Raw genomic sequence first — 16,743 nt, 5'->3', positions numbered from 1 at the left:
TTGGTTAGTGTCAAACAGACGCCGCTCGTCCTGGTGATTCTTGATGGCTTCGGGTATTCGCCGAAGCGCGAGGGCAATGCGATTGCGCTCGCGCGCACGCCGCACTTTGATGAGTGGTTTGCGAAGTATCCGAACACGCTCATTGAAACATCGGGCGAAGCCGTCGGCGTCACCGCGGGGCAGATGGGCAACAGCGAGGTTGGCCACCTCAACATCGGCGCCGGACGCATCGTCCGCATGGACATCTCGCGCATCGATCACGCCATCGAGGCCGGCGCGTTTTTCGAGAACACCGAGCTGGTCGCGGCAATGGAGCATGTCAAGAATCAAGGCTCGGCGCTCCACTTGATGGGCCTGGTGTCGCACGGCGGCGTCCATTCGTGGGACGAGCACATCTATGCCTTGCTGCGCATGGCCAAGGAGAGACAGGTCGGGCGCGTCTACGTCCACGCTTTTCTCGATGGCCGCGACACCGCGCCGGATTCGGGCGTCGGCTATGTCGCCGACTTGATCGGGCGCATGCAAGACTACGGCGTTGGGCGCGTCGCTTCGGTTGTCGGGCGTTACTACGCGATGGATCGTGACCAGCGCTGGGAGCGCATCGAGCAGGCGTATCGCTTGCTGCGTTACGGCGTGGGCCGCCCGAGCCATGATGCTTTGCAGGCGATTCGCGACTCTTACGCCGAAGGTGTCTCTGACGAGTTCGTCAAGCCAATTGTGATCGTCGGAGATGATGAAAAGCCGGTGGCGACCGTTAATGATGGCGACAGTGTGATCTTCTTCAACTTTCGCGCCGACCGGGCGCGCGAGATCACGCGGGCGTTCACCGAAGAAGACTTCCCGTTCTTTGATCGCGGCCCGCGACCGGGCATCCGCTTCACTTGCCTGACGCAGTACGACCGCACCTTCCCGCTGCCTGTCGCCTTCGGCCCCGAGTTTCATGAAGAGATACTGGCCGATGTGATGGCCGCCGCCGGCTTGAAGAACCTGCGCATCGCCGAGACGGAAAAGTACGCTCACGTCACCTTCTTCTTCAACGGCGGCGTCGAGAAAGAATATCCCGGCGAGAGGCGCATCCTGATCCCTTCGCCGAAGGTCGCGACCTATGACTTGCAGCCGGAGATGAGCGCCGACACGCTGACTGACACGGTCGTCGAGCAGATCAACAGCGGCGAATTCGACGTGGTGATTATGAACTACGCCAACCCGGATATGGTCGGGCACACCGGCAACCTCGAAGCGACGATCAAGGCTATCGAAACGATTGACCGCGACCTCGGCCGCGTCGTCGAAACGGTGCAGGCCAGAGGCGGCGCGGTGATTATTACCGCCGATCACGGAAACGCCGAGCAGATGATCGACCCGGTGAGCGGACAGATCTTCACGGCGCACACGACCAATCCCGTGCCGCTGATCGTCGTCAGCGATTATCGAGGCCAGTTACGCAAGGGCGGTGCGCTAAGAGACATTGCGCCGACCATGCTCGGCCTGCTCGGATTGCCGCAGCCGCCGCAAATGACCGGCACCGATTTGCGCATGGATGTGTAGCGATGATGTAAGGAGGTGTGAGCGATGTCCGCATCAGATTTAACGCCCGAATTAGCAAAAGAGATTCTCGCCGCCGCCGCGTCGCGCGGCCTTACGGTCGAGGAGTTTCTTGAATCTGTCGCCAGCAACCAACAGAGTGACTCGTCATCTTCACCGCAGAGTGCGACAGATGATGAACATTTTCAACTCACGGCCACGCCCGAAGAATGGAGCCGAGCGTTGCGCGAATGGATAGGTGGATTCCCCTCAGACGCCCCGCCGCTTTCAGATTATGCAGTCAGCCGGGAGAGTATCTACACGAGAGAAGATGAGATGTTATGAATTACGTTGTAGATACCAACGTTCTGCTGCGTTCGGTTCAAAGTAAACATTCCATGCAAAGGGATGCTTACATGGCCATAGCGACACTGCGCAGCCAGGGCGAAAGACTTTGTTTAACCTCACAAAACGTGATTGAGGCTTGGGCGGTGGCAACACGCCCGCTCGCCTACAACGGACTTGGCATGACAATAGAACAAGCCGCACGGCAGTTCGGCAGGATAAAACGTTTTTTTGCGATTCTCCCTGATAATCCAGCTATTCTCGCCGAGTGGGAGCGCCTCGTCGTTCACTATCGAGTGCAGGGCAAGCAGGCTCACGACGCGCGCATCGTTGCGGCGATGAAGGTTCATGGCGTGACGCAATTGCTGACGTTCAACACGGATGACTTCAAACGTTACGCAGACGTCACGGCGGTTCACCCGACGAGCGTCGCCGCGCCGTGACATAATTCACTGACGATAGGAAAAGCATGAAAGTTGGACTCGTAGGATTCGCAGGGTCGGGAAAGACGACCATCTTTAATACGCTCACAGGGCTGGCGGCCGAGGTCGGCGGCTACGGCGCGAAAGAGAAAGCCAACGTCGGCGTCATCAAAGTTCCCGACCACAGGGTTGACGCGCTGGCCAACCTCTTCAACCCGAAAAAGAAGACGTTTGCCGAAATCAGCTTCGTTGACGTCGCCGGGCCGCCGACGGAAAGCGGCGAGCGCTCGGAAGGCGGGCTTGACCCGAAGCTCGTGCAGCACATGCGCGACGTAGACGCCCTGGTTCATGTCGTGCGCGGCTTCGACAATCCGATGCTCTTGCAGGATGCCGACCCGCTGCGCGACATCCGCGGCTTTGACGACGAGCTGATGCTGACCGACCTGGTGCAGATCGAGAATCGCATCCAGCGGCTCAAGAAAGAGAAGGGCAAAGAGCGCGAGGCCGAGTTGATGGTGCAGCTCAAAGCCGCCCTCGAAGACGAGCGCCCGCTGCGCGACCTGGAGCTTGCGCACGAAGACTTGACGCTCGTCGCCGGCTTCCGCTTCTTGAGCCTGAAGCCGCTGCTGCTGCTGTTGAACGTCGATGAGACCAACGCCGCCGGCGAGGTGCCGCCGGGCGTTGTCGAAGTCGCGAAAGCGAAAAATCTCAGCGTCATCGCCATGGCCGGCAAGGTCGAGATGGAGATTGCGCAGCTCGACGCCGAAGAACAGCGCGAGTTTTTAAGCGACCTCGGCATCAAGGAACCGGCGCGCGACCGCTTCATTCGCGCCGCGTATGCGCGGCTCGACCTGATCAGCTTCCTGACTGCCGGCGAAGACGAATGCCGCGCCTGGTCAATCAAACGCGGCACCCATGCCCAGAAGGCCGCCGGCACGATTCATTCCGACATCGAGCGCGGCTTCATCCGCGGCGAGGTCGTGCGCTTTGAAGACCTGATCGCGCTGGGCAGCGAGGCGAAGTGCCGCGAGCAGGGCAAGCTGCGGCTCGAAGGCAAAGACTACGTCGTGCAGGACGGCGACGTCGTCCACTTCCGCTTTAATGTGTGATTTGCCATCTCCGTTTCAATGACCAATGACTACTGACCACCTGCGCGTCATCCTTTTCGACATTGATGGCACACTGATTCGCGCTGTGCGCCGGCCCGAGTATCGCGGGCGCATCCGGCAGATGTTGATCGATCAATTCGGCACCTGCGGGCGCATCAGTGAAGTCGATTTCGGCGGCAAGACCGATCTGGCCATCTACCGCGAAGCGCTCGAATGCGAGGGCTTCACGGCGGAGCAGATCCGCGAGCGGCTGCCACGGCTCGAAGCGACGATGGTCGAAATCCTTGAAGAGATGGCGGCGACCGGCGAAGTCTTTCGCCTCTGCGAAGGGGTCGGCCCATTGCTTGACGCGCTCGCCGCGGATGCGCGCTTTGTGACGAGCCTGCTGACCGGCAATGTCGAGAAGCTGGCCGAGGCGAAGCTGCGCAGCGTCGGCATCTGGTCATACTTCAAAGGGCGCGGCGCGTTTGGCAGCGACGCCGAGGAGCGCGACCACCTGCCGGAGATTGCCGCGGCGCGCATTCAGGAACACTTCGGCGTGACGCTTGCGCCCGACCGCTTTGTGATCGTCGGCGATACGCCGCGCGACATCAAGTGCGCCCGGCACTTTGGTGCGCGGGTGGTGGCTGTCGCCTCAGGGTTTAATGCGCTCGATCAACTTGCCGCGCACCGCCCCGACGCGCTGCTTGCGGACTTGAGCGACACCGCTTCAGTTATCAATCTGCTCGCGGAAATTTGATCACACCGAGCGCGGCATCGCCCCCTTGAGCCGCACCCGCCTGACCGCCTCACCGACGATGGCAATGATGAGCACGCCGATCACCAGGTTGATCGCATCAGCCGCCGTCTTGATCGAACCGGGCCCCACTGTCCGGCGTGACGATCAACGCCTGCGGCGCGGTGTGCTTAATCTGCGAATCAATCCATGCGAGCTGGCGCTCGACTTCAGCGAGCGCGGTGTCGCAGGCCGCTACGAGGTCTTTGTCGTGCAAGGAATTGGCGGCCTGCGAAAGCGAAGTCCAGCAGATGTGCGATTGATGGCCGAGCAGCGCCAGGTCTTGCAAGTCGCGCAGCAACCCCAGACCGCCGACCCGCACGCCGTGAAAGAGCGCGCTACGCACGCGCTCAGGCCCTTCGCTCGGCTGCTTGCCGAAGCGCGCTTCGAGAGACTTGAGCCGCTCGACGTGGGCACGCGTCCAGTCGCATAGCTGCTTGCACATGTCGCGCACGCCGGGGTCGCGCTCGTGGCGGTTGGCCACCAGCAGAAAGGCGTCGGCGAGCTGCTGCTCGCTGGCTTCGGTCATCCCGATGTATTTTGCGACCTGCATCACAGACCTCCTTAGAGCTTGCGTAGGCGCGCCGCCGCGAACTTGAAGTGCGGCTGCTTGCTGACCGGGTCCCAGGCGGTGATCGTCAGCTCGTTGGCGGCCCGCGGTTGCCCCTCGTGATCCCAGTAGCCATAGTGGAAAGGGATGAAGACGTGACCCGGCTCGATGTCGCCGACGCGCGCCGCGGCCTGCACCTTGCCGCGGCGGGTCTCGACTTCGACCATGTCGCCATCTTTGATTTCATAATCCGCGGCGTCAGCTTCCGAGACCTGCACGAACGGGTCGGGCGCCGCGAAGTCGAGCGCCGCCGAGCGCGCCGTCTTCGTCCGCGTGTGAAAGTGGTAGACGACGCGCCCCGTGGTCAGCCATAGCGGGTAATCTTCATCCGGCTCTTCGACCGGCGGCACGTAGTCGGCGGCCTTGATGACGGCGCGGCCTTGCGGGTCTTCGGCGCGGTACTGTTCGGGAGGGACTTCCGCGCCGGTCATGATGTCGTGGCCATAAATTTCGCAGTAGTCGGCGCTCGTGTTGAAGACGCCGTCTTCGTACAATCGCTCCTTGCCTTCGGGGTGCTCGTCGTTACACGGCCACTGGATGCCCGACCCCTGGCTGAGCTTTTCGTAGCTCAAGCCGGTGTAGTCACAGGGGCGGCCCCGCGTGACTTCTTTGAAAGCCGCGAACGCCTCTTCAGGGGTGCGCCACTTGATGAGCGGCGCGCCGTCCTTGTCGCGAAAGTCCATGCGCTCGGCGTAGTGGAGGAAGATGTCGAGGTCGGGCCGCGCCTCGCCTGGCGGCTCGATGGCTTTGTGCGAGATGTGCACCGTGCGGTCGGCGTTGGTGAAGCAGCCGGTCTTCTCGCCCCAGATCGCCGCCGGCAGGACGACGTCGGCGAGCGCCGCCGTCTCGGTCAAGAAGGCGTCCTGCACGACCACGAAGAGGTCGTCTTTGCCGAGGATCGTGCGGATGCGCTTCAGCTCAGGCAGCGACACCGCCGGGTTGGTGCAGACGATCCAGAGCATCTTGATCGAGCCTTCTTCGGCATAACGGAAAATCTTCATCGCATGCGTCGGCGGCAGGTGGTGCGGGATCACCTCCGGGTCTACGTTCCAGATGCGCGCGAGGTCGGCGACGTGGTCGGGGTTCTTGAAATTGCGGAAGGCCACCAGCTCGCCGTTGGCGCCGCACTCGCGGGTGTTCTGCGCCGTCGGCTGGCCGTTCATCTGAAAGACGGTGCTGCCCGGCTTGCCGATCAGGCCGCGGATCAAGTGCAGGTTGTTGACCTGCACGGCTGAAGCCGTCGCCTGCATCGATTGGTAGACGCCCTGCAACACTGTAGACACGAGCGTCGGCGTCGTGCCGAGTATTTCCGCTGCTTCTTCGAGTTGCTTGACCGGCACGCCGGTCAGTTCGCTGACGCGGTTGGCAGGGAACTTGGCGACCATCTCTTCAAGCCCGGCGAAGCCGACCGTGTGCGCGTCAATGAACTCGCGGTCAATGTTGCCGGCCTTGATAATCAAGTGGAGCAGGCCATTCATCAGCGGCAGGTTCGAGCCGACGCGCGGCGCGATGTGCAAGTCGGCTTCTTTCGCCGTCGGCGTCCGGCGCGGGTCTACGACGACGAGCTTCGGCGGGTTGCTGCCGTGCCGGCGGTCGAGGATGCGCATCCATAGCACCGTCTGTGTGCAGGCGATGTTGTGGCCGATGTGGAAGATGGCGTCGGTGACGTCAAAGTCCGTGTACGAGCCGGGGTCGCCGTCCGAGCCGAACGATTCCATCAACGCCATGGCCGCGGTCGCCGTACACAGCCGCGTGTTGCCATCCATGTGTACGGTCTTGACCCCCGCGTCGCCCATGATCGAGAGCGTGTAATACTCTTCAAGAAAAAGCTGCCCGGTGTTGTAGAAGCCGATTGCGTGGCCCGTGTACTTCTCGATCAGCTCTTTCGAGCGCGCGACGACTAGCTCCATCGCCTCGTCCCAACTCGATTCGACGAGCCGGCCATCGCGGCGCACGAGCGGGCGCAGGAGCCGCTCGTTGCTGTGGTTGGCGACCCAGCCGTGCAAGCCCTTGGGGCCGAGCCGCCCGCGGTTGACGCGATCCTCTTTGCGACCGCGGACGCCGACGATGCGGCCATCTTTGACGCCGATGTCGAGCGCGCACCCCGTCGAACAGAGCACGCAGGCCGACTGCACCCAGCGGTCAGGCTCTTCCGTGGTGTTCTCATCAACTCGGATGCGCCAGTGGCTGCTCTTAAACGGCGTCCGTTCGCCCCAGACATCTGCAATGCTGTCACGTGTCTCTTTCATGGTCTTTCTCCAGGTTTGCGCGCGAGCTAGGGAAGTCCCTCATGTCAGCTAGAGGGGTTGAGAAAGGCAGGTACAAGGATGAGAAATTATGGCGAGTATTCCGGAAATAAAATAGAAACAGCTTCATGCCGCAATTGAACTGCAAGCAACATACCGTTTTTCCGGCGGCCTGCATCTGTACCGCCGCGACGAAAGCCTCGCTCGCGTCGCGACGCCGTGGAGCGAGTTTGAGATCGTCAAAAAAAAGGTTGTTGAATTTCTAAGCCGCAGGCTGATAAAATCTTTAACGGCTGGCGGTCTCCTCCCCGACCTAAGACAGACCAGCAAGCACCAGCCACCTCAGCACAGCCCGAGATCAATAGCGTGTCGGACCAGCGGGCGTGCGTCCCTCAACCGGGATTAACGAGCCAATGGGACAGGTTTAGCAGTTAAGGAGTGCAATCATGAAGTTCAGAAATAAGGTGTCCGGGCGCATTGTCGCCACGGCGCTCGTGTGGATGCTGTTGGCCGGGCCGGCGGCAGTCCTGGCGCGCGACAGCGAAAAGAAGAGCGACGACGCGAAACCCGCGCCGCTCAAGAAAACCGAGCCGCTCAAAGATAAAGAGAACCCGGAACTGATCGGCAAGCGCGACATCAACAAGGGCAGCCTCGACTTTTATTCCAACGACAAAGAAGTGGCGCTCGGCCGCCAATTAGCCGCCGAGATTGACCGCGAGGCGAAGTTCATCAACGACCCGGTCATCGGCGAATACATCAACCGCGTCGGCCAGAACATCGTCCTGCACTCGGACGCCAAGATTCCGTTTACCATCAAGGTCATCGATTCGGCGGACGTCAATGCGTTCGCGTTGCCGGGCGGCTTCCTCTACGTCAACAGCGGCTTGATTCTGGCCGCCGACAACGAGTCGGAGATTGCCGGGGTGATGGCGCACGAGATCGCCCACGTCGCGGCACGCCACGGCGTCGAGCAGGCATCGAAAGGCCGCCTGTTTCAATACCTGTCGATCCCGCTGATCTTCGTCGGCGGGCCGCTCGGCGCGATTGCCCAGAATGCCGTCAACATCCTGGTGCCGCTGTCGTTTCTGAAGTTCAGCCGCGGCGCTGAAGAAGAGGCCGACCTTCTCGGCTTGCAGTACATGTGGGCGTCGGGCTATGACCCGACCTCCATGCTGAGCTTCTTTGAAAAACTGAAGACCAGAGAGAAGAAGAAGCCCGGCACGCTTGAAAAGATTTTCAGCACGCACCCGGCGACCGGCGACCGCATTCAGAAAGCCCACCAGATGTTGGTGCGCTTCCCCGACCGCGACGAGTACACGATCACGACCTCTGAGTTCAACAACGTCAAGGCAAAGCTGCTGGCGATTACCAATCAGGCCAAGCTCAACGGCGACGGCAGCCCGACCTTGCGCCGCAAGCCGACGCTCAAGCGTAACGACGGCGACCAGCCTGCGGACGCCGAGCCGAAGGACAAGCCGACGCTCAGGCGCAAGCCCGATAGCGGCAATTAAGACGACGCGGCGACGCGGCGAGAGAAAAAGCAGACGCGGGGACGCGGCGACGCGGCGACGCAGTGAGGGAAAGAGACAGAGCTAACCGCTTGTTTTCCTTTCGCCGCGTCCCCGCGTTACTCTTCCCGCGTCGCCGTGTCGCCTTAATTACCATGCCGCCGCGCCGCGCATGGCCTCGTTCCTTGACCATCGCGCTCGCCGTGTGTTACCAATAACCCTCCGCATATCTGCAAATAGGCGGATGCGGCCATCGCGCCGCTTGTACTTCATCGCTAACACCCTCGGGAGGAATCATGCGCCGCGCCCTCGGCCTTTTGGTCTTTGCACTTATGCTGATTACCGCGGGACGTCTGGCCCTTACCGTAGCCCGCACGGCGAGCCCCGAGCGCGGCACGGCTCAGAAGCAAGGCGGCGGCGGGCCGCAGTTACTCGGCGGGCCGCATCAAATAACCATCACGCCCATCGGCCCCGATCAGGCGACCATTGATCGCACGAAAAACGACCTGCTCAAAAACTCCGCGGTGACGACGCGCTTGAAGAACACGCGTTACCGCCTCGTGAATTTCGAGTTGATCGAGCCCGACCCGAAGGCGAGCGATAAGACCGAAGCGCCGACCCAGTACCGCGCGCAGTTTTTCGATTACAGCAACAACAGAGCCTACGTCGCCACCGGCAACGTCAAAGACGCGAGCTTACAGCTCACCGAAACCAAGCAACAGCCGAATGTCAGCGAAGAGGAATTCGCTGACGCGGTCAACCTGCTTACGCGCGACAAACAATTCGGCGCGGCGCTGCGCACACACAAGCTTGAGCCTTACCGCCCGATGCCGCCGCTGGTGGCGCTGGATGAGCCCGTCGGCAAAGTCGAACGCACCATCACGGTCGGGTTGATGCCCGCCGACGGCAAGCAGGGCAACGAAGTCGTCGGCGTCAACTTGATTCGCCAGACGGTGGTGCGCTACGCCGGGGGCGCGCCGCCGACATCGAGCGCCACCGACAGCAACTGCGGCCTGTCGAGCGCCGGGCAGGCAACCACCAGCAGCGGCACGGCGGGTCAGTACGATGTCGTCATCTCGCGCAATGGCCAGGAATTCTGGCGCTTCACCTGCATCCGCCCCGCGGCGTCGTCGGGCGTCAACAAGTCCGGCATCGACCTGAAGAACGTCAAGTACCGCGGCAAGCTGGTCTTGAAAGAGGCGCACGCGCCGATCCTCAACGTGCAATACGAGCGCAATCTCTGCGGCCCTTACCGCGACTGGTCATACTCGGAGAGCTATTTCGATGCCGTCGGCACCGACGTGCCGGGAACCAATGGCGGCATCCGCATCTGTACTGCGCCGCCGCAGACGGTTCTCGATAATGGCACCGACAACGGCACCTTCAGGGGCATAGCCATCTGGGACCGCGAAGATGTCACTCTGGTAAGCGAATTAGAGGCCGGCTGGTATCGTTACGTCAGCAAGTGGGTCTTCCGTGATTCGGGGGTGATCGAGCCGCGCTTTGGCTTCACGGCGACGACCAACAGTTGCGTCTGTCATAACCACGTGCATCACGTCTACTGGCGTCTCGACTTTGACCTCAACACAGACATCAACAACGCCGCCTTTGAAAGCCGCAATGGCCTGCTGAGCCCCATCAATGTCGAAGCGATGTTGCAGCGCGTCAAGGACGAAGATCAATCCTTCGTCGTGCGCAACTTGGTCAGCGGCGAATCGGCAACCATCTTTCCGGGCCCCAAAGACGGCAACTATGACAAGTACGGCAAAGGCGACCTCTGGTTCCTGAAGTACAAGTCGGACGAGATTGACGACGGCAACGGCATCGGCACTTCGATTAACATCGCGCCGTTCGTCAACGGCGAAAGCCTGAACAGCACAGACCTGGTCGTCTGGTATGCCGGTCACTGGGTACACGACCATTTCGACATACCGCCATCGGACGCCGAGGGGCCGGAAATACTCGGGCCTGAAATCGTCTTGCAGGGGTACTGAAACCGGCGGCGGCCGTGGCGCGGTCTGTCAGATGGTGCAAGGACGACGGCAGGGTGAACGACAAGATTGTTGATAGAGAGACGCTGATTGCCGCGCGCCGCGAGTGGCGCGAGCGCGGCCGACGGGTCGTCTTCACCAACGGCTGTTTCGACCTGCTGCACCCTGGCCATGTGCGTTACCTGGCGGCGGCGCGGGCGCTCGGCGATGCGCTCGTCGTGGCGCTCAACAGCGATGCCTCTGTGCGGCGCTTGAAAGGCGCAGGCCGACCGATTCTTAACCAGGACGAGCGCGCCGAAGTGATGGCGGCGCTTGAATCGGTTGACTGGGTGACCGTCTTTGACGAAGACACGCCGCGCGAGCTGATCGCCGCCCTGCTTCCAGACGTGCTGGTTAAAGGCGGCGACTGGCCGCTTGAAGCCATCGTCGGGCGCGAAGAAGTCGAAGCCGCCGGCGGTCGCGTTCTCGCCTTAACCTACCTCGAAGGCGCTTCGACGACCGACATCATCGAGCGCATCCGCTTTCAAGATCGAGAGAAGAATTAAACGCGGAGGCACGGAGGGAGCACGGAGAAGACTCTGTGCCTCCGTGTCTCCGTGTCTAACCTGTTTTCGGAATTTCTGGTCCTGACGCACTTGTTTGACGCCGCCGCGAGCCCTCTTGTATGTTGATCGTCAAGGCACAACCATGAAGCACATCATCGTCGGCACCGCCGGCCACATCGATCACGGGAAGACGGCGCTGGTCAAAGCTCTCACAGGCATTGACGCCGACCGTCTCAAAGAAGAGAAAGCCCGCGGCATCACCATTGACATCGGCTTTGCCGACCTGGCGGTTGGCGATTACCGCTTCGGCTTTGTTGATGTGCCCGGCCACGAGCGTTTCGTCAAGAATATGCTGGCCGGCGCTCACGGCCTCGATCTGGTGATGCTGGTCGTCGCCGCCGACGAATCGATCATGCCGCAGACCCGTGAGCATTTCGACATCTGCCGCTTGCTGCGCGTCAAGGCAGGGCTCGTCGCGCTGACCAAAGCCGATCTGGTTGATGAAGAATTGCTGGAGCTGGCGCGCGCCGAGGTCGAAGACTTCGTTACGGGCTCGTTTCTCGAAGCCGCGCCGATCATCCCGGTCAGCTCGCGCACCGGCGCAGGCATCGAAGAGCTGAAGCAGGCGCTCGTCACGCTTGCCGCCGGCATTCAACCAAAGAACACCGCCGCCGTGCCGCGCCTGCCTGTGGATCGCGCGTTCTCGATCAAAGGCTTCGGCACGGTCGTCACCGGGACGCTGATCGCCGGCGAGCTGAAGACCGGCGACGAGGTCGAAGTCTTGCCCGCCGGCGTCCGCACGCGCATCCGCAACCTTCAGGTTCACGGCCACGACACCGAGCGGGCGCTGGCCGGTCAGCGCACCGCCATCAACCTGCAAGGCATCGCCCTGGAGCAAGCCGAGCGCGGCAGCGTGCTGTCGCCCGCCGGTCGTTTGCAAGCGACCTCGATGATCGATGCGCGGTTAGATTTGTTGTCGAGCGCGCCGCGCCCGCTGCTCCAGCGCGCCCGCGTCCGCCTGCACCACGGCACGGTCGAAGTCATGGCCCGCCTGGTCATCTTGCAAGCACCGGACGAACAGGGCGGCGTCATCGAACCGGGTGACAGCCGCATCGTCCAGCTCCGCCTGGAAGAAGCCATCACGGCGCTTCCCGCGGACCGCTTCATCATTCGCAGCTACTCGCCGCAGATCACCATCGGCGGCGGCCTCGTCATCGATGCGCTGCCTGAAAAACACCGCCTGCGCGACCGCGCGGCGCGCGTCTGGCTCGAACGCCTGGAGCAGGCCGACGCCGTAGAGCGCGCGGCGCTATTCATCGAGATGGCCGGGCCGCGCGCCATGAGCGCCGCCGAGCTGGCCGCCCGCAGCGGCGCGACCGACGCGCAGATCAACGAGTTTGCTGCCGCCTTGATTCAAGCGGGCAGGGTAATGGAAATCACCGGCGCGCCGCTCGTGCTGCTGGCGGCTGAAAGCTACAAGGAGCTGGCGGCGCAGGTGCTGACGGTGCTCGCAGAGCATCACCGGCGCGAGCCATTGTCGCTCGGCATCAGCCGCGAAGAGGTGCGCGAGCGCCTCTTCAGCGCCTCGCGGATGGAAGTCTTTCGCGCCGTCATCGCGCGGCTGACCGAAGAAGGGCGGATCGCCGCCGAGCGCGAAACGCTGCGCTTGCCGTCGCACAAACCCGCATTGTCGGGCGCTGATATGACCGCCAAACAGGCTTTGGAAGCCGCTTTCAAGACGGCGGGCTGGCAGGCCCCGACGCTCGAAGAGGCGGCGGCGAGCGCCGGTCTCAAGATAGAGATGGCGCGCAAGCTGCTGACCTTGCTGGCCGCCGAGCAACGCATCGTGCGCATCGGCGATTTCGTCTTTCACCGCGAAGCCATTGACGAGCTGAAATCGCGTGTGCGGGCGCAGAAGGCCCGCAGCCCGAAGATCGACGTGGCGGTCTTTAAAGAGATCACCGGCGGCCTGACGCGCAAGTACGCCATCCCCTTGCTCGAATTTCTCGACCGCGAGCGCATCACCCGTCGAGTCGGCAACGAGCGCGAAATCCTCTGACCGAAGAACACACACCGCTTGCCTAAAAACAGTCATTAACGTCTCAACGCGCCCCGGCGAGGCAGCGACTTCTGCCGGCGTTTCTGTCCTTAAGCCACGACAGGGTTGACGGCAATAAGCGCGGCGCGCAGGGTACTGCCTCGTGCGTCGCGGGGCACAGCGATTGCCTTCTGATCAACGACGCTCAGTTCGTTGAGCGATTATCGCACAAGGAGAATGTATGTCAGCAAACGTAAGCACAGCAAAAACGGCTCAACATGGTCAGGCAGGTCCGGACGCAGTTGAGCAGACAGCGCGCACCATCGACGAGAAGGTGAAGCAGGGCACGGGCCTCAGCCTTTTTCATGTCTTAACGCTCGGGTCCATCGGCGCATCCATCGCTCTGTATATCGCCGGCAAGAAAGACCTGGCCATCTTCATCGGCCTGTGGCCACCGACGTTCCAGGCGCTCAAGGCCGCTTCGCAGTCAAAGCAAGCGGGCGAATAAGCCGCTTCGCTCTCATCCCACAGGAGGCGGCTGTTAATCAGGCAGCCGCCTCCTCTTCGTTAGCCTGCCGCAGAAAGGCTCCCCGAAAAATCACATCAGCGGGCTTTTTCACTTCATCGTGTCTACTGAAGCCGCGCAGGCCGGCCCGAATCTGCTTCGCTTCTTCAGAAGCCTTGCCAGAGCGAGTGCAGGCTGGCCGCAGACGTGATAGAGTTGCGCCACACAGGAGGAAGCCCATGCGTTTCTTAAAACCAGCGAGACACCATCTGCTGACCGTCATGGCCACGGGGATGTGCATGGCAGTCGCCATCGGGGCGCAACATCGCGCCGAGGGCTTGCTTGAGCGCGCCTTCAGCGGCAAAGCGCGCGTCATTGAGCTGTCGCACGATCTGGGCACCAGTACGCCAACCTTCGGCGGCGAGCGCGATGCCTTTCGCTACGAGCAGTTGAGCGAAATCGAGCGCGACGGCTATGCGTCGGGAGCCGTGCGCCTGCCCGAACATTTCGGCACACATGTTGATTCACCGGGCCATTTCATCAAAGGCGGGGCGACGATTGACCGCATAGATGTACGCCGCTTCATCGCTCCCGCCGTGGTGATAGACATTCGCAAGCAGGCGCAAGCGGACGCCGATTATCGTTTGACGGTTGCGGACATTCAGAATTGGGAACGCGCGGGCCGCATCCCCGACGGCGCGGCGGTCTTGTTGCTGACTGGCTGGGACGCGCGCTATAGCGACTGGCAGCAATACCGCAACCCGGATAAGGCGGGCGTGCTGCATTTTCCGGGTTATTCCGAAGAGGCGATCAAGTATCTCGTCGGCTCGCGCCGCATCAATGCGCTCGGCATCGACACGCTGTCGATAGATTACGGCGCGTCGAAAGACTTTGCCGGCCATAAGCTGTCGCACGCCGCCGGGCTTTATCACATCGAGAACCTGACCCGCCTCGATCAGTTGCCGGCGCGCGGGGCGGCCATCTTCGTTGGCCCGCTGGCGATTACGAATGGCTCCGGCAGCCCGGCGCGCGTGCTCGCCATCGCTCCGTAGAGCGGCGCGATGCGGGTTGGCCCAGGTAATCGTTCTCACTTCGCTTGCGTGCGGCCCTTGCCTCATTGTCGGGTCACTGCGTCACCCGCGCCAATTCGCGCGAAGACGGCGCAGCTATGCGGTTGAAGAATGAACTCATCACCTGCCGTCAGGGTTGGCGTGATTGCCGAGCCCGGCCCGGCCCACTCCGCATCGGCAGAGTCGAGCCGCTTTTCCCATCGCCCAGCCGGCCAATCAGCCGCGACCGGCGCAGGCTCGGCTGCAAAATTCATCACCGCGACAATCTCGCTTTCGGCGGTCCAGCGGCGCAGCATCAACAGCCGCTTGCTCAACACCCGCGCTTCAAGATTCGCTTTATCCAGTGTCGCCAGGGCCGGCGTCGTTTTGCGGAGCCGCAGCAGCGCCGTGTAGAAAGCCAGCATCGTTTGCTGTTGGCCGTGGCGGCGGCTTTCCCAATTGAGGATTGACGCCTCAAAAGTCTTCAAGCCCTGCGGGTCGGGCGGCTCGCCGGCCCATTTGAAGGCCGCGAACTCGGCCTTGCGACCCTGGCGCACCGCCGCCACCAGCGCTTCATCCTCGTGGCTGATGAAGTAGAGGAACGGCGCCTGCTCGCCATACTCTTCGCCCATAAACAGGAGCGGCACGTAAGGCGACAAGAGCACGGCGCAGGCGGCGAGCTTCTGTGCCTCGAATGAGATCAGCGCCGACAGCCGCTCGCCGAGCATGCGGTTGCCGATCTGATCGTGGTTGGTCGAGAAGACGACCAGCCGTCGCCCCGGCAAATCCTTCGACGAGCTTCCATGCATGCGCTTCCGATACGGCGAATATTCCCACGAGTAAACAAAGCCTTCGCGGTAGGCTTTCGCCAGATGCACGATCTGCCCGAAGTCTTCGTAGTAGCCGTGGCGCTCGCCGGTCAGCAGCGTGCGCAGCGCGTGATGAAAGTCGTCGCACCATTGCGCGTCTATGCCATAGCCGCCTGCCTCTCTTGCCGCCGTCACCCTTCTGTCGTTCAAGTCACTTTCGGCAATCAGGTGGTGCGTCTTGCCGAATCTCCGGGAGCAGGCGGCAACCGCCTCGGCCAGCTCTTCCAAAAAGTGTTTGGCCCCATGATCGAGGATGGCGTGCGTGGCGTCGAGCCGCAGCCCGTCCATGTGATAATGCTCCAGCCAGTGCAGCGCGTTATTGATGAAGTAGTCGCGCACGCCGTGGCTGTAAGGGCCATCGAAGTTGATGGCATTCCCCCAGGGCGTCCGGTAGGTGTCGGTGAAGTAGGGCGCAAAGCATGAGAGGTAATTGCCTTCCGGCCCGAGGTGGTTATAGACGACGTCGAGAATCACCGCCAGCCCCGCGCGGTGGCAGGCATTGACCAGTTGCTTGAGCCCTTCGGGGCCGCCGTAAGAGTTCTGCGCCGCGTAGGGGTAGACGCCATCGTAGCCCCAATTACGCTGACCAGTAAACTGTGCGACCGGCATGATCTCAAGCGCAGTGACGCCGAGGCGCTTCAGGTCGTCGAGGCGCGGGATGATCGCCGCAAAGGTGCCTTCGGCGGTGAAGGTGCCGACGTGCAGCTCATAGATAATCAGCTCGTCCAGCGCAACATTCTGCCAGCCGCCGTCTTGCCATTCAAAGGCTCGGTGATCGATGACCGCCGAAGGCTGGTGCACGCCTTCGGGCTGATGGCTCGAAGCCGGGTCGGGCCGCTCGTCGCGGCCAAGCTGGTAAAGGTAGCGCGTGCCGGGCTCGACCGATTCCGCCGTCGCCTGCCAGTAGCCATAATCGTCCTGGCGCATCGGAATCACCCGCGGCTGCGGGCTGACAATTTTGACGGCGACCTGGTTCAACCGCGGCCCCCAGACGACGAACTGACATCTGCCATTGCCGAGATAAGTCGCTCCTGGTTTCATAGGTCCTTCGCTGTTTGAATGGGTCAATTATTGCCCTCTGCCTGAGCAATAATGTCCACTGGCTGACAAGCCCGTCTGTCATTGGCCCAGGCAAACCTCTAGCTTAATCGGCGTGATCAGGGCTGGAAGAAGACCCATCAACCCTTTATCCGCCGCCCGCTCGAAC

Annotated in this window: 13 protein-coding genes and 1 pseudogene; 11 read left to right on the top strand and 3 right to left on the bottom strand. The window is 62.0% G+C overall.

All coding sequences use genetic code 11. From position 1 onward, the window contains the following. Genes gpmI through VJ464_20170 form a run of 5 tightly spaced genes read left to right on the top strand, consistent with a single transcriptional unit; the run spans position 1 to position 4,139 of the window. Positions 1–1,548, top strand: a complete 1,548-nt coding sequence (gene gpmI / locus VJ464_20190; protein ID HKQ07455.1) for a 2,3-bisphosphoglycerate-independent phosphoglycerate mutase — start codon at positions 1–3, stop codon at positions 1,546–1,548. A gap of 24 nt (positions 1,549–1,572) precedes the next feature. Beyond that, the gene (locus tag VJ464_20185; protein ID HKQ07454.1) at positions 1,573–1,869 is read left to right on the top strand and encodes a hypothetical protein; all 297 of its coding nucleotides are present in this window, start codon (positions 1,573–1,575) and stop codon (positions 1,867–1,869) included. Continuing rightward, positions 1,866–2,312: a type II toxin-antitoxin system VapC family toxin gene (locus tag VJ464_20180; protein HKQ07453.1), complete on the top strand. Its 447-nt coding sequence runs from the start codon at positions 1,866–1,868 to the stop codon at positions 2,310–2,312. Before VJ464_20185 ends, VJ464_20180 begins: the two co-directional genes overlap by 4 nt. A gap of 26 nt (positions 2,313–2,338) precedes the next feature. Then, entirely contained in the window at positions 2,339–3,400 is a 1,062-nt protein-coding gene (gene ychF / locus VJ464_20175) for a redox-regulated ATPase YchF (protein ID HKQ07452.1), read from the top strand. Between the two features lie 25 nt (positions 3,401–3,425). Further along, a complete protein-coding gene (locus tag VJ464_20170; protein ID HKQ07451.1) occupies positions 3,426–4,139 on the top strand; it encodes a haloacid dehalogenase-like hydrolase in 714 nt (237 codons plus the stop codon). 97 nt (positions 4,140–4,236) lie between these two features. Here the strand turns inward: VJ464_20170 and VJ464_20165 are convergent, their stop codons facing one another. Together VJ464_20165 and VJ464_20160 are read right to left on the bottom strand one after the other, a co-directional pair. Next, positions 4,237–4,728: a molybdopterin oxidoreductase gene (locus tag VJ464_20165; GenBank protein HKQ07450.1), complete on the bottom strand. Its 492-nt coding sequence runs from the start codon at positions 4,726–4,728 to the stop codon at positions 4,237–4,239. Positions 4,729–4,739: 11 nt separating this feature from the next. Continuing rightward, on the bottom strand, positions 4,740–7,034 hold the full coding sequence (locus VJ464_20160; GenBank protein HKQ07449.1) for a nitrate reductase: 2,295 nt from the start codon (positions 7,032–7,034) through the stop codon (positions 4,740–4,742). Between the two features lie 443 nt (positions 7,035–7,477). Here VJ464_20160 and VJ464_20155 point away from each other — a divergent pair, with 443 nt between their 5' ends. The 6 genes and pseudogenes from VJ464_20155 (at position 7,478) to VJ464_20130 (ending at position 14,670) form a co-directional block, all read left to right on the top strand. Beyond that, complete coding sequence (locus VJ464_20155; GenBank protein HKQ07448.1) at positions 7,478–8,542, top strand: M48 family metallopeptidase; 1,065 nt, start codon at positions 7,478–7,480, stop codon at positions 8,540–8,542. A gap of 329 nt (positions 8,543–8,871) precedes the next feature. Then, on the top strand, positions 8,872–10,533 hold the full coding sequence (locus VJ464_20150; protein ID HKQ07447.1) for a hypothetical protein: 1,662 nt from the start codon (positions 8,872–8,874) through the stop codon (positions 10,531–10,533). 107 nt (positions 10,534–10,640) lie between these two features. Then, positions 10,641–11,075, top strand: a pseudogene (rfaE2, locus tag VJ464_20145) (D-glycero-beta-D-manno-heptose 1-phosphate adenylyltransferase). A gap of 142 nt (positions 11,076–11,217) precedes the next feature. Further along, positions 11,218–13,134 carry a selenocysteine-specific translation elongation factor gene (selB, locus tag VJ464_20140; GenBank protein ID HKQ07446.1) on the top strand — a complete coding sequence of 639 codons (1,917 nt, stop codon included), beginning with the start codon at positions 11,218–11,220 and terminating at the stop codon, positions 13,132–13,134. 220 nt (positions 13,135–13,354) lie between these two features. Beyond that, a complete protein-coding gene (locus VJ464_20135; protein ID HKQ07445.1) occupies positions 13,355–13,621 on the top strand; it encodes a hypothetical protein in 267 nt (88 codons plus the stop codon). Positions 13,622–13,857: 236 nt separating this feature from the next. After that, entirely contained in the window at positions 13,858–14,670 is an 813-nt protein-coding gene (locus tag VJ464_20130) for a cyclase family protein (protein ID HKQ07444.1), read from the top strand. A 62-nt stretch (positions 14,671–14,732) separates the two neighbouring features. Here the strand turns inward: VJ464_20130 and treZ are convergent, their stop codons facing one another. Beyond that, entirely contained in the window at positions 14,733–16,577 is a 1,845-nt protein-coding gene (gene treZ / locus VJ464_20125; GenBank protein ID HKQ07443.1) for a malto-oligosyltrehalose trehalohydrolase, read from the bottom strand. Positions 16,578–16,743 lie beyond the last annotated feature (166 nt).

It is taken from the genome of Blastocatellia bacterium, from assembly GCA_035275065.1.
GTDB lineage: Bacteria > Acidobacteriota > Blastocatellia > UBA7656 > UBA7656 > DATENM01.
This window is presented reverse-complemented; position numbering and strand designations above follow the sequence as displayed.